We start from the raw sequence: 17,338 nt of genomic DNA on the forward strand, positions 1-17,338 counted from the left end.
GAAGCGGACTTGCGGCTTGGAATGTGAGAAGCGGACGTTCACGCGCCCCCCTGCATCGACGCGATCTGACCCGGTCATTCCCCGGGTCAACATGGACGTCGCGGAACGGCGGGAAGCCGTCATTCAGACAGTTCAGTTAGCGATGGCTTCGGCAGCATCACTTCGGCCAGTGCCGTGCACCGGCACGCTTTTGAGTACGAGCGGTGCTGAGCACTTGAGCACCCATTCGTTCGCATCAGTGCTAATCTGTTGCAGCAATAAAGCCGGTCCAGATGGGGATGAACTCGTTTCCAGTCGACCGATTATGCCCCTGACCGCTAACGACGAAATTTTGCCGGTCCGCATCTCTCCCACCGGAGCGCGCGTGATGGTACTCAATCACGGAACCGCAGAGCGAGACTAAGCGCTGTTTGATGCACGAGGTGGCAGTCATACCAGCTGTATCGGATCACTCGGCGCGCAGGGCTTCGATAGGCTGAAGCCGTGCAGCCTTGCGGGCGGGATAATAACCGAAGAAGACGCCCACGCAGGCGGCGAAGCTGACGGCAAGCAGCACCGCGCTGAGATCGATGACGACCGGCCATTGAGCGAATGTGCCAATGGCAGCCGCCGCGATGATCCCGATGGATACACCGAGGATGCCACCCATCAAAGCAAGGGTGATGGCCTCGACGAGAAACTGAGCAAGGATATCTCTTTGGCGCGCGCCCACCGCGAGCCGCAGCCCGATCTCGCGGGTGCGCTCCGTAACGGTCACAAGCATGATGTTCATGATACCGATGCCGCCGACCACCAGAGACACCGACGCGACCGTGAAAAGAAGCAGTGATACGGCATTCGTTGCCGTTTCCTCAACCTCCGCCGCCTCGGCCAGATTGCTCACCATGATGGTTTCTTCCTGGCCCGGCTGCAGCCGGTGCCGCTGACGCAACAGGTCATGAATGGCCGCCATGGTGTCCTCGGCCGACACGCCCTCTGCGAACTTGACCGTGATATTGTGGACCTGCCAAGGATTGGCACGGCTGGTCCCAACGAATTGACGCCGAGCTGCCGTTATTGGAACCAGCGCAACATCATCCTGGTCGTCGCCCCACACGCTCTGGCCCTTGCGCTCGAGCACACCGATGACGGTGAACGGCACATCGCGTATGCGCAACGGGGCACCAATGGGGTCGGCCTGGCCGAACAGCTTCTCCCGCATTGTGGTCCCAAGAAGCACCACATTGGCGGCGCGCCTGTCATCTTCCCATATCATTTCACGCCCAGCCATGACGGCCCATTCGCGCGCGATGAAATAGCTTGGAGTGACACCGCGAAGAACACCCTGCCAGTTCGAGTTCCCGACCGTAAACTGAGCCCGGCTGTAAAGGAGCGGCACCGCAACAATGACGCCCGGGATCTCCGATTCGATCGCCACCGCATCGCCTTCGCTCAGGCGCGGAGCGGCACCACTGCCAAGCTGGACGCTGCCCATGCGTGCGCTGCCTGGAGTGACGCTGATAAGGTTGGTGCCGAGGCTGCGAATCTGAGCCGCGATGCGTTCGCGAGCGCCATTGCCGATGGACATCATTACCACCACAGCGGCGACACCGATGATGATGCCCAGCATGGTAAGGGCGCTGCGCAGGCGGTGGGCGCGCATCGATCGCAAAGCCGCTCTTGCGCTACTAGGCATTGTTGTAGACCAGCGACAGACGGCCTTGGGAGCCCGAATGCCATGCGTGCTGCGTAGCGGGATAGTCGGCCACCATGCGCCCGTCGCGGAAGGTCACGATGCGACCGGCATTGGCAGCAACCTCCGGCTCGTGTGTCACCAGCACAATGGTGAGCCCTTCACCATTGAGACGGCGGAAAATCGCCATGATCTCTTGCCCGGTCTGACTGTCGAGCGCTCCGGTTGGCTCGTCGGCAAGCAGGACCAAAGGCTCGGTGACCAGAGCGCGGGCAATGGCAACGCGCTGCTGCTGTCCGCCTGACAACTCCGCTGGTGTATGGCTCGCTCGCTCGCCCAGACCGAGCTTTTCGAGCAACGAGAGAGCGCGGCGACGGCGCTCGGCCGCGCGCATACGACGATAGACGAGCGGCAGTTCAACATTTTCCAGCGCACTGGTGCGCGGCAGCAGGTTGAAAGACTGAAATACGAAACCGATGCTGCGGTTGCGGATTGCCGCGAGCGCATCCTGACGGAGGCGGCCGACATCGATACCGTCAAGCCGATAACTGCCTTCGGCTGGCCTGTCGAGGCACCCCAAAATGTTCATGAAGGTGGACTTGCCGGAACCTGAAGCTCCCATCACGGCGACGAAATCGCCCTGTTCGATGTTCAGGCTAACGCCGTCGAGCGCCCATACCAGCCCGCCGCCGATGCGGTAGCTGTGACGCAGGGCCTCGACTGCGATCAGGACCATCGCCGGTGCCTCACTGCAGCCGGAACCGAACCAGGACCGAAGAGGCCTCGGCATCCCGTCCTGGTGCCGCGGCGAACCCGGTAATGACCGGCTGCGACTCGGCCAGCTCTCCAGCCAGAATCTCACTCATTCGGCCGTCGCTGATCCCGATTCGAAGCGCAACCGGTTCCGGCCTGCCGTCCGGTCCTAGTACAAAGGCTCGCCCAATCGATCCCGGCTCCATGCCGCTGTTCTCAACCGATTTGAATAGCGGGGTCTCATTCAGACGGGCCTCCTCTAGGCCGTCGCCCCGTGGCCGGAAGCGCAGAGCGGCGTTTGGCACTTTCAAGGTGTCTTTCCGCTGTGCCACCACCACCTGCAAATTGGCAGTCATACCGGGCAGCAGCAGCTCGTCGGGATTTTCGGCAGCGATCACCACTACGTAGGTGACGACGTTCTGCACGATCTGCGGTGCTTTGCGGATCTGCTTTACGGTGCCGGCGAAGACGCGCTCGGGATAGGCATCGACTGTAAAGGTGACCGGCTGCCCCATCGAGAAGCGGCTGATATCCGCCTCCACCACTGAGGCTTCGACCTGCATTTGCGCGAGGTTCTGTGCGATCGTGAACAGGACCGGGCTTTGGAGGCTGGCCGCCAACGTCTGGCCACCGCTGACGGCTCGGTTGACCACTGTGCCGGTGACTGGCGAACGGATATAGGTACGCTCAAGATCGATCTGCACCTGACGCAGGATTGCCTGCTTCTGCTTCACCTGCGCCAAAGTGTTCGCAAGCTGCCCCTCTGCCATGTGGAGCGCCGCCTGAGCTGCGCGGACCGACGCATCCTGCGACAGCTCATCCGCGCGGACCGCAGTTACCTGCGCCTCGGCCGATCTGTAGGCGTTCTCAGCATGGTCCAATTCGCCGGATGCGATGACCTTGCGCTGAGCGAGGGGGCGCTTGCGTTCCATATCCTGTGCCGCACCGTCAAGCCCAACTTGGGCGCGCAGGCTTTCAGCCTTCGCGGAGGTGCGCCTTGCCTCGGCAGTTTCCACCTCAGCCAGTGCCTGCTCAACTTGGGCTCGCTGCACTAGCACAAGCGACTCGGCCATCTCAAGCTCGGCCTGGGCCTGCGCCACCTTTGCCTCGTATATTTCTGGCTCCACCCGAGCGATGACCTGACCCTCCCTCACGCTGGAGTTGAAATCGGCAAAAAGCTCTTTGACCTGGCCGGATACTTGCGAGCCCACCTCGACCAGCACCAGCGCGTTCAGCGTGCCAGCAGCCTGCACGGTTGTGACAATGTCGCCCCGCTCGACGGCTGCTGTGCGGTAGGAGTGTGCGTTCAAATCGTCGGAGGAGGAAGACAAAAAAGCTGCCAGCCGATCAAGCTCTGATGGCAACTGGCCGAGCACCGACGACGGCGACAGCGACGCTTGGCTCGATGGTATCGCGGCCGCGCCCAGGAACGCCGTTGCTAGCAATACAATGCGCGTCATCTTCAGAACCAATTGGAGACGCAAAGTTGATCGGCCAATAGGCGAAGCGTGGGTCGATGCTCCTGCCTCATCCCATGCGTGGCCATTGAGGCGCCGCCCGCCATGGGGCGGCACCTCAAAAAGGGCCAGTTACTACTTGCAATGCCCCGGATTGCCGGTGCACGTCGTGACGGGATCGTTGCCGAGATTGCCTTGGCCGGTCGTCGTGTCCTGCGTTGCCGTTCCGTAGGCGTTGCCATTCACATCCTTAGTGGTTTCAGGGTAGACGCAGATAGAGTTCGGGCCGTCTTTAGTGTACGTCCCGCCCGCGGCTTCGCACTCCGTTGACGACCCAGAGGCGAAAGCGGCACCCGACCCGAGCACAAATGCACTGCCCATGAATGCGGCCGCTGCCGCCAAAATTAGCCAATGTCTGGACATGTGATCCTCCCTTCGTTTTGCCAGAGCCAAAGTTGCACAACGCGCTGCACAGGCCCTCTCTGGCACCAGCCCGCAGCGCAAGTTAAGGATTGCCCGCCGATCTTTGATCAGCCGGTCAGTGGAAGCCTGGATCTTTTAGATTAACGAATGCGAGGCAGCCGGCAGCGGTACTCTGCCACCGCGCTGCCGAAGACTCTTGTGTATGTGTCTGTTTCTCGGCAGCGCTGCAACCGACAGCAATGCGACCCGACGTAACCGTCGACGTTGCCTACCAACCGAACTGGCAAGTCGATCGTTAGAACCAAGCCTCTCACTAAAGATAAGCGTTAACGATTTATCGCGCCATTGCAACCGATATTTTCACTTTAGACCGAACTGTATTTGATATTATCATATAGATGTTGAGTCTACGCCTTATGCGTAGACTTGTAGGCTAAAGAACTAGTTACTCCCCGTTTTTACTCCTGCGCAAAACGCAAGCCGTCATCTCCGTTGGCACGCGAGTCCCATGTACCTGGGCCGTCACAGTCGATGCGCGTAGCCCCTAACTTGGCTTGCTATATCGTCCGGGAGCGCAAGCGATTGAAGTGAGATGAGCTTGTCCATCTCACCGACATCCACAAGAAGCGTCGCCGGTCCTCGCCGCAGGTAAGGTTGAGCGAAGGGCCCTCCGCGCTGTCGAGGCCGGCGATCTGCTCGGATACAGGGCTGGGCCTTAGCAGCGAATCTCCTCAGCAGACAATGTCCTCGATGCGGATCGGAAAGCGGCGCGCCCTTACACCCGTCGCGTGCCAGATGGCGTTGGCAATGGCGCCGACGGTGCCGGTGATGCCGATCTCGCCGACGCCCTTGATGCCGAGCGGGTTGACATATGGGTCGTCCTCGTCGATCAGCAGCGCTTGCATATCGGGAATGTCGGCATGGACTGGGATGTGATAGCTGGCAAGGTCGGCGTTCATCGGCCGGCCGCTGCGTCGGTCGTGGACCGCCTCTTCATGCAGTGCGAAGGAAAGGCCCCAGATCATGCCGCCATAGAGCTGGCTTTTCGCCAGCTTCGGGTTGATGATGCGCCCGGCGGCAAAGGCACCGACAAGCCGCGTCACCTTCACCTGGCCGAGATCGGCGTCGACCTTGACCTCGGCGAACACCGCGCCGTGCGAGAACATCGCCCGCGCCTCTGCGTCCGCTGGATCACGTCCGCCGGCGCCCATGCCTTCCAGGGTCTTCAGGCCGGCCCGCGCCAGAATGTCGGCAAAGCTTTCGCTGCGGGTTTCGTCGGCGCGATGATGGAGCCGCCCGTCGCGCGCCTCGACACCGGCATTGCCGGCACCGAACAAAGGCGAATCCGGGGCGTTGACGGCAAGTTCCGCCAGCTTGGCGATGGCGTCGGTGCCGGCGTTGTGGAGCGCGGTGCCCGCCGTGGCGGTATGACCCGAGCCGCCGGCGACGCCGCCGTCGGGAAGCTCCGAATTGCCTGAGCGGAATTCGATTTGATCGATACTCAGGCCGAGCCCGTCGGCGGCGATCTGGGCCAGCGCCGTCCACGCGCCCTGGCCCATGTCGGCCCCGGCGGTCTCGACCAGCGCTGTGCCGTCGGCGCGCAGCGTGGCACGCGCCTCGGCCTGGAACATCGGTGCGTGGAACAGCGCCGTGCCCATGCCCCAGCCGACAAGGTTTCCGCCCTTGTCGCGCATCCGCCTGGGCTCAATCGGACGCCCGGCCCAGCCGAATTTCTCCGCGCCCCGCGCATAGCATTCGCGCAGCGACTTGGCCGAGAACGGCTTGCCGGAGGCCGGATCGGTCTCGGCATAGTTGCGCAGGCGGAATTCCAGCGGGTCGAGCCCGCAGGCAAGTGCTGCCTCGTCGATGGCGCATTCCAGCGCCGCCGAGCCGGTGGCCTCGCCCGGCGCCCGCATCGGCCCCGGCGTGCCGATATCGACGCGCACCGCCGAATGCCGGGTCGAGATTGCCGGGCTGGCATAAAGGTTCAGCGAGGCGTTGGACGCCGGTTCGATAAAATCGTCGAAGCTGCTGGTCATTGCCACCGTGCGGTGTTCCAGCGCGGCCAGACGCCCTTGCGCATCCATGCCAAGGCGGAGCTGTTGACGCGTCGCGCCGCGATGCCCGACCGGCCCGAACATCTGGTCGCGTGGCAGCGCCAGCTTGACCGGGCGCCCGAGCATGCGCGCGGCCAGGATGGCCAGAATGTAGTGGCCGTTCATGATCGCCTTGGAGCCGAAGCCGCCGCCGAGGAAGGGGCTGCGCAGCAACACGTTCTCGGCCGGGATGCCGAAATAGCCGGCAAAAGCCGCGCGCGACATGACGATGGCCTGATTCGGCGTGTCAATGGTCAGCCGGTCGCCATTCCATTCGGCGACGATGGCGTGCGGTTCCATGGCGTTGTGATATTGCGGCGGCGTCTCAAAATCAGTGTCGATCCTGTGGGCCGCCGCGGCATGACCGGCGGCGATATCGCCCTTGTCGAAGTTCGGCGGGCTGCCGATTCCCACCGCCGGCGGATCGTAGGGCTCACCGTCGTCGAAGCCGACATGCGCGGTCTCAGCCTCATAGGTCGGCGCGAGCAGCCGCGCGCCTTCGGCCGCGGCCTCCAGCGTCCCGGCGACGACCAGCGCGATCGGCTGCTTGGCATAGCGCACGCGGTCGTTCTGCAAGGCGTCGAAGCGGAAGTCGAACAGCGAGTGTTTGTCTTCCGGGTCAAGCGCCAGCGGCGGGCAATTGGCCGGCGTGATCACCTCGACGACGCCGGGATGGGCTTTCGCCGCCGCCACGTCGAGCGAGGCGACGCGGCCGCGCGCGATGGTGCTGACCGCGACCACGGCATGCAGCAGGTTTTCAGGATGGTTGTCGGCGGCGAAGGTCGCGGCGCCAGTGACCTTGAGCACGCCGTCGCGGCGGCTTAGCGGCTGGCCGCTCGAAGACCCCATGCGGACATGGGGGGCGGAAAAGGGAATGGTCTCAGGCATGGGAGGCAACTCCGGTGTCGGAAGCAAAGACGGATCCGGGCAGCGCCGGCATGCGGACCGGCGTTCCGGCCGCCGCAAGCAGCAGTGCGCGTTTGACCACCCCCTTCGCCAGTTCGATCTTGTAGGCGTTGTCACCTGAAGGTCTTGCGTCGGCCAGCGCGGCCGCAGCCGCCTTTGCAAAGGCGTCACCGTCCGGCGCGGCCCCCACCAGCAGCGCCTCCGCCGCGCGGGCGCGCCACGGTTTCGCAGCAACGCCGCCAAGCGCCAGGCGGGCCTCGCTGATCCTGCCATTCTCGATCCGCAAGGCTGCGGCGGCCGAGACCAGCGCGAAGGCAAACGAAGTGCGCTCGCGCAGTTTCAGATAGCGTGAGTACGCACGGAAACCGGCTGCCCTGGCTGGCAGGCGCAGCGCGGTGACCAGTTCGCCCGCCGCAAGGTTTGTTTCGCGCTCGGGCGTCGCGCCCGGAAGCAAATGGAAATCCTCCAAAAGCGCCTCGCGGCGGCCGTCCCGTCCCTCGATCTCGACCACGGCGTCGAGGGCGACCAGCGGCACGCAGAAATCCGACGGGTGGGTGGCGATGCAGGCGTCGGACCAGCCGAGCACGGCATGGCTGCGGTTTTCGCCGCCCAGCGCGTCGCAGCCGGCGCCAGGGTCGCGCCGGTTGCAGGCGCTGGCCGCGTCATGGAAATAGGCGCAGCGCGTGCGCTGCATCACATTGCCGCCGACGGTGGCGGCATTGCGCAATTGCGGCGAGGCGCCGGAGAGCAGCGCCTCGGCAACGGCCGGATAGGCGGCGGCGAAGGCCGGATCGCGGGCGAGATCGGCATTGCGCACCATGGCACCGATGCGCAGCGATCCGTCGGCAAGCCGCTCGATGCGGTCGAGGCTGGGCAGCCTTGTGACATCGACGAGCTTTCCGGGGCGCAACGCGCCGCCCTTCATCAGGTCGAGCAGATTCGTGCCGGCGGCGAGATAGGCGGCACCGGGTTCGGCGGCGGCGGCGACGGCTTCGGCCACCGAGGCCGGGCGGACGTAATCAAACAGGTTCATGCGACACTCCGTTCTTCGGTGGACAGGCGCTGCTGTGCGTCGAGCACCGCCTCGATGATGCCGGCATGGGCGCCGCAGCGGCACAGATTGCCACTCATGCCCTCGCGGATGCGCTGCGGGTCGTTGCCGGCATCGCCCTCGCCGATGAGGCCGACCGCGCTCATGATCTGGCCCGGCGTGCAGAAGCCGCACTGGAAGCCGTCATGTTCGATGAAAGCGGCCTGCACCGGGTCGAGCCGGTCGCCATGGGCGAGGCCCTCGATGGTCTGCACATCGGCGCCGTCGAGGCTGACCGCCAGCGCAAGACAGGCGTTGATCCGCCGCCCGTCGACCAGCACCGTGCAGGCGCCGCATTGGCCGCGGTCGCAGCCTTTCTTCGTTCCGGTAAGATGAAGCCGCTCGCGCAGAAGGTCGAGCAGTGTCACTCGCGGGTCTTCCAGCGCAACGTCCTTGCGGACGCCGTTGACAGTTAACGTGACGGACAAAGTCATGTTCGCTCCGATGGGTTATGTCTCAGAATTTTATCGACGTGGCGGGTCGGCTGTGCGACGCAGACAGCAAGCCTTTCAGGAGGCAGGGCGCGAGGCTACAATCAACATAATCCACACCGGCTGCCCGAGATGTGTTATACGGAGGGTGCCTCCGTTTTGCAAGCAAAAAATTGGGAATGAAAGGTAGATGGGCGAGAAAACCGAAAACGCAAGCCGGAAACCGCGCGCCGATTCTGTCCGCAACCGGGACCGCCTGCTCGTCGCGGCGCATGACGTGTTCAGCGCCGGCGGCCCGGACGCCAGCCTGGAGGCTGTGGCCCGAACCGCCGGCGTCGGCATCGGTACGCTCTATCGCCATTTTCCGACGCGCGAGGCGCTGTTTCAGGCGGTCTACCGGCGCGAGGTCGACCAACTCGTCGATCTGGCCGTGACGCTCGCCGCCGAGGCGCCGCCGCTCGAGGCGCTGCGCCGCTGGCTGCATGCCAATGTCGGCATGGTCGCCACCAAGAAGGGCATGCTCGCCGCTCTTGCCCCGGCCGCCGGCAGTTCGACCGAGCTCTACGCCCATTCCGCCGCGCAGTCGGCCCGCTCCGTCGGCAATCTGATGGCGGCGGCCGTCGCCGCCGGCGAAATCCGCGACGACATCGCGCCGGAGGACGTCATGCGCGCCCTGATCGGCATGTGCTACACGCGCGACCAGCCCGGCTGGCAGGCCACCGTCATCCGCCTCGTCGACGTCTTCGTCGACGGCCTGCGCGTGCGCCGCGACGAAGCCGGGTGAGGGGGCAGGGACGGCAATCGCATACGAGGTGGAGCGCTGCGTAGACGACCTCCCTCCTTCTTGTGGGAGGAGCGCCAGCGAAGCGGCCGGATGAGGGGGGCTGCCTAAGCGAGACCGGTGTGGGCAAGGGGGGGAAAGGCATGGGTCGGGGCGGGAAGCTTTCAAGCCGGAGGCCGATCTGCGGCAGAAGCCCTCATCGAAGCCAATGCCCTGAACGACCGGACTTGGGCCGCAACCTTCCGCGATTGCGAGCCACATGGGGTGAAGCAGCTGTTCCGCTATTGATCCTTGAGTATCTCAGCTCACGGTTTTCCGCGTTCGGCTAATGCAGGCCCTCCTTAACAGCGTTGTTGTCGCTGCCCCGCTCCGCGCCAGCTTTGTCGGTACGGATCTTCCGGAGTATTACAGTCGTCATTGCGGCCTTTCTGTCGGATGTGTGGTTCAATTTTATGAGATTTTGCATGTCCTTTCCAACGCGAGTGGACCTTTGATGCCAGAGCAAAAAGATGCCGCCGAGCCTTGCGGCACGGCAGCGTCTTTTTGCTTTTCGCGATGTTGTCCCGATCAGGCCTCCAGGATAGCCACGATCTCGTAGGTATCCGGATCGACGATGACGATGCGTCCGTCAGCCAGCACGAAATACTCGTAGCGTTCATAAGCCGGGACGATCTCGACGATACGCGGTGGCAGCCGATGCAGGCGGATCTTATGCCGGGGCACCTGGACGCCGACCGAGATGTCGAAGCCGACATCGCGAATCGGCTGGACGTGGGTCTCGTGGATGATCTGCGTGATCTGCGTCTTCTGCTCGACCGTCACGTTGTTGATCGAGGCCGTCTTGTTCTGGTCGGTCTGAACGTTGGCGTTGCCCTGAGCGTTCTGCTCGGTGGTCGTACCGGTCTTACCCTGGGCATTCTGCTGGGTTTGCATCTTGGTCGTACCCTGGGCGTTCTGCTCAGTGGTGGTGCCGGTCTTGCCCTGGGCGTTCTGCTCAGTGGTTGTAGCGGTCTTACCCTGGGCATTCTGCTGGGTTTGCATCTTGGTCGTACCCTGGGCGTTCTGCTCAGTGGTGGTGCCAGTCTTGCCCTGAGCATTCTGCTCAGTGGTCTTCATCTTGGTCTTGCCTTGGGCCTGCTCATTCGTCTTCGAACCCTTCGGGCAGTTGGTCATGCCAGTCTGGCACTTGGCCGTACCCTGAGCCTGCTCCTCGGTGTTGGTGCCGGCTTTGCCCTGGGCCTGCTCATCGGTCTTCACCTTGGCCTTACCCTGAGCCTGCTCCTCGGTGTTAGCGCCGGCCTTGCCCTGGGCCTGCTCATCGGTCTTCACCTTGGCCTTACCCTGGGCCTGCTCCTCGGTGTTGGCGCCGGCCTTGCCCTGGGCATTCTGCTCGGTCTGCGACTTCATCTTGCTTTGGGCCTGCTCGCCCGCCTTGCCGCCCTTCTGGCAGTCGGCCTGGCCGGCGGCGCAATTGTCGCCTCCGCTCGGCTGCGCGGTTTCGGTCTGCGCCATCGCGGCGCCACACCCGACGCCGAGCGCAATCATGCTCGTGATCAGAAGATGTTTCATCTGATTTCTCCTTCGGAACTCGGTCCCTTCCTTCCATAAACCGCAGGCGAAAGGCATAGTTCCGAAATTTGCCCGCAAAACCCGGTGATGTGAAAACGCAGACAGCTATCTTGTCAGAAACAAGGCTCGGCCGTGCTCGATGAAGCCCGGCCATGAACGCCGGCTTCGGCGAGTACTACGCGCTCGGCGGCGTCGGCGAGACGCCCGAGTGGCAAGAGGTGATGGCAAAGCGCCTGCCCTATCGGGTCGGCGATCTGCCGCGCGAAGTCCATCGGATCACATGCGGCTTGGACGTGCAGAAGCGCTCCGTCTTCTATGTCGTCCGTGGCTTCGGCGTGCGGAACTCGTCCAATCCTATACGCCGCATTCGTGATCGCGCTGCTACGCTACTGCCAGGAGAATAACCGGCCGCATCTAGGTACCGTGATCATCGATCCCCTCTGACGAGTTATAAGAAGGGAAAAGCGGTCAGCAACGATGAGCGCGTAAACGCTGGAATCGAAGCTGCATTCTGGGAGTCTTTCTCGGTTGGGCTCATGTGTTCCTCGCATTGGCACCGCGATCTTGCCGCCCCTCCACCGGTGAGTTTGATTGAAATTGCCCCGAGAGCAAATTGGTCGAAAATGGTCATCGAAGCGATTGCGCAAACGTTTCGACAGCGCTACCTTAGTCCCAAATCCGCCAGAACCAATAAGAGCGGACCGGAAACGCATCATCAGGGAGGAGCGCTTGCCAGCACTCCAATTGAGCCGCCATGCCGACAATGGCTGAGGTCGCGCGCCGCGCCGGCGTGTCGCTTTCGACCGTCTCGCATGTCATCAACCGGACCCGCTTTGTCTCGCCGGAGAAGGCGCGGCTGATCAATGACGCGATTGCCGCGATGGGCTATCAGCCCAACGAGCTGGCGCGATCGCTGAAGATGGCCTCGACCAACAGCGTCGGCCTGGCGATCTCGGCGATTTCCAACCCCTATTTCACCGACATCATCTGCGCGGTGGAAGCCGAATGCGCGCGTCTTGGCCTCATGGTGTTCCTCTCCGACACGCAGGAGGATCCCGATCGCGAGCTGTCGGTGGTGCGCGCCTTCCACCAGCGGCGGGTCGACGGCGTTATCCTGGCACCGTCGGGCGCGCCGCAGCGCGCCATCGACTATTTGGCCGAGAAGAAGCTCCCCTGCGTGCTTATAGACCGCTTCGCCGATCAGCGCTTTGACCAGATCGGTGTCGAGAACGAAACGGCGATGCGGACGCTCATCGACCACGTCGCCTCCTTCGGTCACAAGCGCATCGGCTATCTCGCTGGCCAGCCGGGCTTGGCGACGACGCGTGAGCGCATCGAGGCCTTTCGCGCCTCGCTTGCCGCCAATGGACTTGAATGCCTGCCGCAGTATGTCTCGTGCGAGAACGTCGACACGGTGAGCGCTACGGCGTCGACCCACGCCATTCTGTCCCTGCCGTCATCGCCCACGGCATTGATCACCGGCAACAATATGACGACCATCGGAGCGGTCCGGGCAATCCGCGAAAGGGGTCTCTCGATACCAGGGGATATCTCGCTTGCCGGTTTCGACGATTTCGAATGGGCCGATTGCTTCGAGCCGCGATTGACACTCGTCGCCCAGCCCTGCACCGAGATCGGCCGGCAGGCCGCGGCCTTGCTCTGCGCCCGCATTGCGTCGAGCGGCCTGGAGCCGCAGGCGGTCCGGCTGCAGGCGACGCTGCAGGCCCGCCAATCCTGTGCGAGGCCGGCATGAGCGCGCCGCTGCTTTCCGTCACCGGTGCGGTCAAGCGCTTCGGCGGTGTCCAGGCGCTGCGCGGCGTCGACTTCGATCTTAAGGCCGGGGAAATCCACGCGCTGCTCGGCGAGAACGGCGCCGGCAAGTCGACGCTCATGAATCTCTTATCGGGCGTCTACATCCCGGACGAGGGCAGCATTCTCATCGACGGTAAGCAGGTAGCCTTCAACAATCCGCGCGAGGCGCAGGCGGCCGGCATCGCCACCATCTTCCAGGAACTCGACCTGGTGCCGACGCTCGACGTCGCGGCCAATCTGTTCCTCGGCCGCGAACTGATGCGGCCGGGCGGTTTCCTCGACGTGCCGGCGATGCGCGTCGAGGCCCGCAAACGCTTGGAAGCCATCGAGCTTGCCATAGATCCGGCCAGCATGGTCGCCGATCTGTCGATCGGTCAGCGCCAGGTCGTGGCGATCGTCAAGGCGCTGTCCTACGCCTCGCGCGTTTTGATCATGGATGAGCCTACGGCGGCACTGACGGTCGGCGAGGTCGAAAGGCTGTTCGACATCATGCGCAAGCTCGCCGGCAGTGGTGTCGGCATCGTCTATATCTCGCATCGCCTGGAAGAGGTGCCGCTGATCGCCGACCGGGTGACGGTGATGCGCGACGGCCGCGTTGCCGGGGTCACTGAGCCGCGCGCGCCGCAGGCGGAGCTGGTTCGGCTGCTGGTCGGGCGGCCGCTGGAGGAGCTTTATCCCGAACGCGCCAGGACGGCCGGCAAGACGCTGCTCAGCCTGCGCGACGCGAGCTTCCGGCTTGCCCATGAAAGTGCCGGATGGCAGCCGCCGACCGGCATCTCGCTCGACGTCAATGCCGGTGAGATCGTCGGCCTGGCCGGGATCATGGGGGCAGGGCGCACGGAACTGCTGAGCGCGCTCTATGGCGCCGGTCTGTCCGGCCGTTGGGAAGGCGAGGTCGCCATTGACGGCCGGCCGGTGAAATTGAATTCGATCAAGGCCGCGCGCGACGCGGGCATCGCCTTCGTCACCGACGACCGCCGAGGCAGCGGCCTGATGCTCAGAATGGGGGTAGGCCTCAACCTCGTCATGTCGGTGATCCGCCGCATCTCGCCGGCAGGCCTGATGTCGCCGCGCCGCCAGGCTGATGCGGTCAGGCAGTCGTTCGGCCAGTTCGACATCAGGCCGAAGAACCCCGACATCGCTGTCGGCGCGCTTTCGGGCGGCAACCAGCAGAAGGTGGTGCTGGCCAAGGAGATTCTCGGCAATCCCCGGCTGCTGCTGCTCGACGAGCCGACACGCGGCGTCGATGTCGGCGCCAAGGGCGAGATCTATGCGCGGCTGCGGCAACTCGCGGCGCAAGGGCTCGGCATCCTGGTCGCCTCCAGCGAGATGCCTGAGTTGATCGGCCTGTGCGATCGCATCGTGGTGCTGCGCCAGGGGCGCAATGTGGCGGAATTCATCGGCGGCGTCGACGAGCACACGGTGCTTGCCGCGGCAAACGGCAGGGAGGCCTGATGGCGCAGGACAAGATTTCGATCGCAGGGGCGCCTGTGGTGCCCGTGCCGGCAGCAAAACATCGCGACCCGCTGGCCCTCATCGTGCGTTTCCAGAGCTTGATTGGACTGGTCCTGGTGGCGATCGGCGGCATCATCTTCTCGCCGCGCCGGCATGGCGAAATCCTCTTCCTCAACCCCGACAACATCGCCAACATCGTGCGCGCCGTGTCGGAAACCGGCATCATCGCCATCGGCATGACCTTCGTCATCATCACCGCCGGCATCGACCTCTCGGTCGGCGCCGTGCTTGGCCTGTCCAGCGTGGTGACCGCATCGATGATGATTTCGGGTGGCTTTGGCCTCATCCCGACCATCCTTGCCGTGCTGGTCATGGGCATCGTCTTCGGCACGATCCAGGGCACCATCTCCAGCCGCTTCCGGCTCGAGCCGTTCATCGTCACGCTGGCCGGCCTGCAGGCGGCGCGCGGACTGGCGCTGGTGGTGTCGGGCAATCAGTACATCAACATTTCCTATGGCGACGGGCCTGGCCTGGCGCCCCCGGTGTTCGCGGTGCTTGGCGAACGCCTGTTCAGCAACACCGTTCCGGTGGCCACCATCGTGTTCATCGCCTTCGCCGCGATCGCCACGGTGGTGCTCAACACCACACGTTTCGGCCGCTATGTCTTTGCCGTCGGCGGCAATGAGCGCGCCGCGCGCATTTCCGGCGTGCCGGTGTCGATGGTGAAGATCTCGGTCTATGCCATCACCGGCTTTGCCTCCGCACTTGCCGGCATCGTGCATGCCGGCCAGTTCAATTTCGGCAGCGCCAATGACGGCATGGGCTACGAGCTCACCGCAATCGCCGCAGTGGTCATTGGCGGCACCAGCCTGTTCGGCGGTGCCGGCTCGATGGTCGGCACCGTTGCCGGCACCATCATGCTCGGCGCGCTCGCCAACATCCTTCAGCTCAACAACATTACCCCCGCCATGCAGCTGCTCGCGACCGCCGCGATCATCGTGCTGGCGGCAGTGCTTCAATCCCTCGTTCGCCGCCGCGAGGGTTTGGGCCGTTAGGACGAAGGCGGCGGCAAGTAAGAGTCAGTCAACCAAGGTCTGGCCCCGGCCCGACGAGGAGGAGAGTAAATATGAAAACCACAAGAAAAAGGCGTGCGCTCAAGGCCGCGCTTCTGGCAGGCGCTGGCCTATGCATGGCGGGAGCCGCCCAAGCTGCCGGCCCGATGGTCAAGGCCTGCGCCAAGGACGGTCAGTTCATCATCGGCTTTTCGCAGGCGAACAATGCAGAACCCTATCGCCAGCACGTCAATGACGAGCTGACCGCGGCTGCCAAGCAAGTGCCAGGCTTCACGCTGCAGATCGCCGACGGCGCCGGCAACGTCAACACGCAGACTTCGCAGGTCGACAACTTCATCACCCAGAAGATCGACCTCCTGCTGATCTCGCCCTTTGAGGCGGCACCGCTGACGCCTGCCGTCAAGCGTGCCATGGATGCCGGCATCCCGGTCATCGAACTCGATCGCAAGACGGTTGGCGATCCTGGAAAGGACTACACCGCCTTTATCGGCGGCGACAACTACAAGATCGCCATGGAAGCGGGCAAATACACCGCCAAGACCTTGCTGCCGGACGGCGGCGAGGCAGCCGTGCTCGAGGGACTGCCAAGCTCCACGCCGGCGGTCGAACGGCTGAACGGCTTCAAGGACGGCGTGAAGGCGAATGCCAAGATCCAGGTTGTGGCCGAGCAGGCCGCCGACTGGGTGCCGGACAAAGCCCAGACCGCCTTCGCCGCCATGCTGCAGGCGCATCCCGACATCAAGGTGCTCTACGCCTCGAATGATATGATGGCGGCGGGCGCGCTGCTTGCCGCCAAGGGCGCCGGCAAGGACGTCAAGATCATCGGCACCGATGGCTTGCCGGGACCTGCGGGCGGCATCGAAGCCGTCGCCAAGGGTGATTGGGCGGCGACCTTCACCTATCCGACCGGCGCCAAGGAAGCGATCGAAATGTCGAAGAAGATCCTGCTCGATTGCGCCTCGTCGGTGGAACCCACGGTCACCGTCGACACGACGGCGATCACGGCCGAGAACGCCAAGCAGCTGTCAGGTAAGTAGCCACGGCTGCAACTCACGCGAAGAGGGCGGGCGCGACCCCGCCCTCTTTGCGTTCGCAACTATCAAAGGCAACTCAAAAGAGGGCATCGCGCTGAAAGTACGCCAAACAACGCTAAGGCGATTACATATTTGACAGACCCGGCAAAACGGCCGGCGCGGTATTGCCGGTGAGACAACAGTGAAACCCGCGTCGGCGCTGCGGCTAGTCATAGCCGCCCCGCCAAGCTAGCGCTCGCCCGAAGCCGGGCAATCCAGGCACTTCGGTTTGGTTAAAAACGTACGGTGGAATCCCATTGTGCCTACGTCGGATGTGCTTATGAATCGAAGTCGTCACCAACTGGGTTACAGGGCGTCGGTGCTTGGGACTTCGCAAAGCTCCCGCCCTCTGATGGGGAGTTGGCATCATGGACCAGCCATGTAATCAGGTATCGCCTTTTGTCTGCGACGTTCTGCGCAGCGCCTTCATAAAACTCGTCATCGAAGAGAAAATCCCTGAAGATCGATGGCGTACGTTTGCTGAGCAGCTGATAAGCGACTTCACGGATAGCGATGACATCGATCCTGAGTTGCTGGAATGGATCATACGCAAGTAGCTGCGTAACCCGGAAACGATAAAAACCCGCCGTTGCGACGGCGGGTTTTTACCGTTCAGGCGAAGCCGTGGGGACATGCACCCATGCGGCGGCGGGGCTTTGGGGGCACATTGTCTGCGCCGCACATGGCGCCTTTCCCCACGTAAGCCGAAGTGTAATTTTACTTCAGCGCTCACGCAATTGCGCCAAA

15 protein-coding genes are annotated in these 17,338 nt (G+C 63.6%); 7 read left to right on the forward strand and 8 right to left on the reverse strand.

The features are described from left to right. Nucleotides 1–448: 448 nt before the first annotated feature. The 7 genes from NKJ01_RS26685 to NKJ01_RS26715 form a co-directional block, all read right to left on the reverse strand. The gene (locus NKJ01_RS26685; protein WP_352732556.1) at nucleotides 449–1,609 is read right to left on the reverse strand and encodes an ABC transporter permease; all 1,161 of its coding nucleotides are present in this window, start codon (nucleotides 1,607–1,609) and stop codon (nucleotides 449–451) included. 58 nt (nucleotides 1,610–1,667) lie between these two features. Further along, nucleotides 1,668–2,408 (reverse strand): ABC transporter ATP-binding protein, encoded by a 741-nt coding sequence (locus tag NKJ01_RS26690; protein WP_352732559.1) that lies wholly within the window; start codon nucleotides 2,406–2,408, stop codon nucleotides 1,668–1,670. A gap of 10 nt (nucleotides 2,409–2,418) precedes the next feature. Continuing rightward, nucleotides 2,419–3,885 carry an efflux RND transporter periplasmic adaptor subunit gene (locus tag NKJ01_RS26695; RefSeq protein WP_352732561.1) on the reverse strand — a complete coding sequence of 489 codons (1,467 nt, stop codon included), beginning with the start codon at nucleotides 3,883–3,885 and terminating at the stop codon, nucleotides 2,419–2,421. A gap of 132 nt (nucleotides 3,886–4,017) precedes the next feature. Beyond that, entirely contained in the window at nucleotides 4,018–4,305 is a 288-nt protein-coding gene (locus tag NKJ01_RS26700) for a hypothetical protein (RefSeq protein WP_352732564.1), read from the reverse strand. Between the two features lie 731 nt (nucleotides 4,306–5,036). Next, nucleotides 5,037–7,289 (reverse strand): xanthine dehydrogenase family protein molybdopterin-binding subunit, encoded by a 2,253-nt coding sequence (locus tag NKJ01_RS26705; RefSeq protein ID WP_352732566.1) that lies wholly within the window; start codon nucleotides 7,287–7,289, stop codon nucleotides 5,037–5,039. Continuing rightward, nucleotides 7,282–8,340: an FAD binding domain-containing protein gene (locus tag NKJ01_RS26710; protein ID WP_352732569.1), complete on the reverse strand. Its 1,059-nt coding sequence runs from the start codon at nucleotides 8,338–8,340 to the stop codon at nucleotides 7,282–7,284. Before NKJ01_RS26710 ends, NKJ01_RS26705 begins: the two co-directional genes overlap by 8 nt. Then, nucleotides 8,337–8,831, reverse strand: coding sequence for a (2Fe-2S)-binding protein (locus NKJ01_RS26715; protein ID WP_352732571.1), 495 nt, complete (start codon nucleotides 8,829–8,831; stop codon nucleotides 8,337–8,339). The genes NKJ01_RS26710 and NKJ01_RS26715 overlap by 4 nt, the downstream gene beginning before the upstream one ends. Before the next feature lie 187 nt (nucleotides 8,832–9,018). Here NKJ01_RS26715 and NKJ01_RS26720 point away from each other — a divergent pair, with 187 nt between their 5' ends. Then, nucleotides 9,019–9,612, forward strand: coding sequence for a TetR/AcrR family transcriptional regulator (locus NKJ01_RS26720; RefSeq protein ID WP_352732573.1), 594 nt, complete (start codon nucleotides 9,019–9,021; stop codon nucleotides 9,610–9,612). 564 nt (nucleotides 9,613–10,176) lie between these two features. Here the strand turns inward: NKJ01_RS26720 and NKJ01_RS26725 are convergent. Next, entirely contained in the window at nucleotides 10,177–11,178 is a 1,002-nt protein-coding gene (locus tag NKJ01_RS26725) for a DUF1236 domain-containing protein (RefSeq protein WP_352732575.1), read from the reverse strand. Between the two features lie 152 nt (nucleotides 11,179–11,330). Between NKJ01_RS26725 and NKJ01_RS26730 the strand changes: the two genes are divergently transcribed. The 6 genes from NKJ01_RS26730 (at nucleotide 11,331) to NKJ01_RS26755 (ending at nucleotide 17,148) form a co-directional block, all read left to right on the forward strand. After that, nucleotides 11,331–11,582 carry a terminase gpA endonuclease subunit gene (locus NKJ01_RS26730; RefSeq protein WP_352732578.1) on the forward strand — a complete coding sequence of 84 codons (252 nt, stop codon included), beginning with the start codon at nucleotides 11,331–11,333 and terminating at the stop codon, nucleotides 11,580–11,582. Nucleotides 11,583–11,932: 350 nt separating this feature from the next. Next, a complete protein-coding gene (locus NKJ01_RS26735) occupies nucleotides 11,933–12,931 on the forward strand; it encodes a LacI family DNA-binding transcriptional regulator (protein WP_352486258.1) in 999 nt (332 codons plus the stop codon). Beyond that, nucleotides 12,928–14,445, forward strand: coding sequence for a sugar ABC transporter ATP-binding protein (locus tag NKJ01_RS26740; protein ID WP_352732581.1), 1,518 nt, complete (start codon nucleotides 12,928–12,930; stop codon nucleotides 14,443–14,445). The genes NKJ01_RS26735 and NKJ01_RS26740 overlap by 4 nt, the downstream gene beginning before the upstream one ends. Next, nucleotides 14,445–15,500: an ABC transporter permease gene (locus NKJ01_RS26745; protein ID WP_352486259.1), complete on the forward strand. Its 1,056-nt coding sequence runs from the start codon at nucleotides 14,445–14,447 to the stop codon at nucleotides 15,498–15,500. Before NKJ01_RS26740 ends, NKJ01_RS26745 begins: the two co-directional genes overlap by 1 nt. Nucleotides 15,501–15,571: 71 nt before the next feature. Continuing rightward, nucleotides 15,572–16,555: a substrate-binding domain-containing protein gene (locus tag NKJ01_RS26750; protein ID WP_352732584.1), complete on the forward strand. Its 984-nt coding sequence runs from the start codon at nucleotides 15,572–15,574 to the stop codon at nucleotides 16,553–16,555. Nucleotides 16,556–16,959: 404 nt separating this feature from the next. After that, nucleotides 16,960–17,148, forward strand: a complete 189-nt coding sequence (locus NKJ01_RS26755; protein ID WP_352604563.1) for a hypothetical protein — start codon at nucleotides 16,960–16,962, stop codon at nucleotides 17,146–17,148. The last annotated feature ends 190 nt before the right edge of the window (nucleotides 17,149–17,338 follow it).

Source organism: Mesorhizobium sp. M0276 (assembly GCF_040321755.1).
Lineage (GTDB): Bacteria > Pseudomonadota > Alphaproteobacteria > Rhizobiales > Rhizobiaceae > Mesorhizobium.

Bases quoted from the DNA above. Each gene is read 5' to 3' on its own strand.
- NKJ01_RS26685 (WP_352732556.1), bottom strand. From the start codon at position 1,609: ATGCTGGGCATCATCATCGGTGTCGCCGCTGTGGTGGTAATGATGTCC.
- NKJ01_RS26690 (WP_352732559.1), bottom strand. From the start codon at position 2,408: ATGGTCCTGATCGCAGTCGAGGCCCTGCGTCACAGCTACCGCATCGGC.
- NKJ01_RS26695 (WP_352732561.1), bottom strand. From the start codon at position 3,885: ATGACGCGCATTGTATTGCTAGCAACGGCGTTCCTGGGCGCGGCCGCG.
- NKJ01_RS26700 (WP_352732564.1), bottom strand. From the start codon at position 4,305: ATGTCCAGACATTGGCTAATTTTGGCGGCAGCGGCCGCATTCATGGGC.
- NKJ01_RS26705 (WP_352732566.1), bottom strand. From the start codon at position 7,289: ATGCCTGAGACCATTCCCTTTTCCGCCCCCCATGTCCGCATGGGGTCT.
- NKJ01_RS26710 (WP_352732569.1), bottom strand. From the start codon at position 8,340: ATGAACCTGTTTGATTACGTCCGCCCGGCCTCGGTGGCCGAAGCCGTC.
- NKJ01_RS26715 (WP_352732571.1), bottom strand. From the start codon at position 8,831: ATGACTTTGTCCGTCACGTTAACTGTCAACGGCGTCCGCAAGGACGTT.
- NKJ01_RS26720 (WP_352732573.1), top strand. From the start codon at position 9,019: ATGGGCGAGAAAACCGAAAACGCAAGCCGGAAACCGCGCGCCGATTCT.
- NKJ01_RS26725 (WP_352732575.1), bottom strand. From the start codon at position 11,178: ATGAAACATCTTCTGATCACGAGCATGATTGCGCTCGGCGTCGGGTGT.
- NKJ01_RS26730 (WP_352732578.1), top strand. From the start codon at position 11,331: ATGAACGCCGGCTTCGGCGAGTACTACGCGCTCGGCGGCGTCGGCGAG.
- NKJ01_RS26735 (WP_352486258.1), top strand. From the start codon at position 11,933: ATGCCGACAATGGCTGAGGTCGCGCGCCGCGCCGGCGTGTCGCTTTCG.
- NKJ01_RS26740 (WP_352732581.1), top strand. From the start codon at position 12,928: ATGAGCGCGCCGCTGCTTTCCGTCACCGGTGCGGTCAAGCGCTTCGGC.
- NKJ01_RS26745 (WP_352486259.1), top strand. From the start codon at position 14,445: ATGGCGCAGGACAAGATTTCGATCGCAGGGGCGCCTGTGGTGCCCGTG.
- NKJ01_RS26750 (WP_352732584.1), top strand. From the start codon at position 15,572: ATGAAAACCACAAGAAAAAGGCGTGCGCTCAAGGCCGCGCTTCTGGCA.
- NKJ01_RS26755 (WP_352604563.1), top strand. From the start codon at position 16,960: ATGGACCAGCCATGTAATCAGGTATCGCCTTTTGTCTGCGACGTTCTG.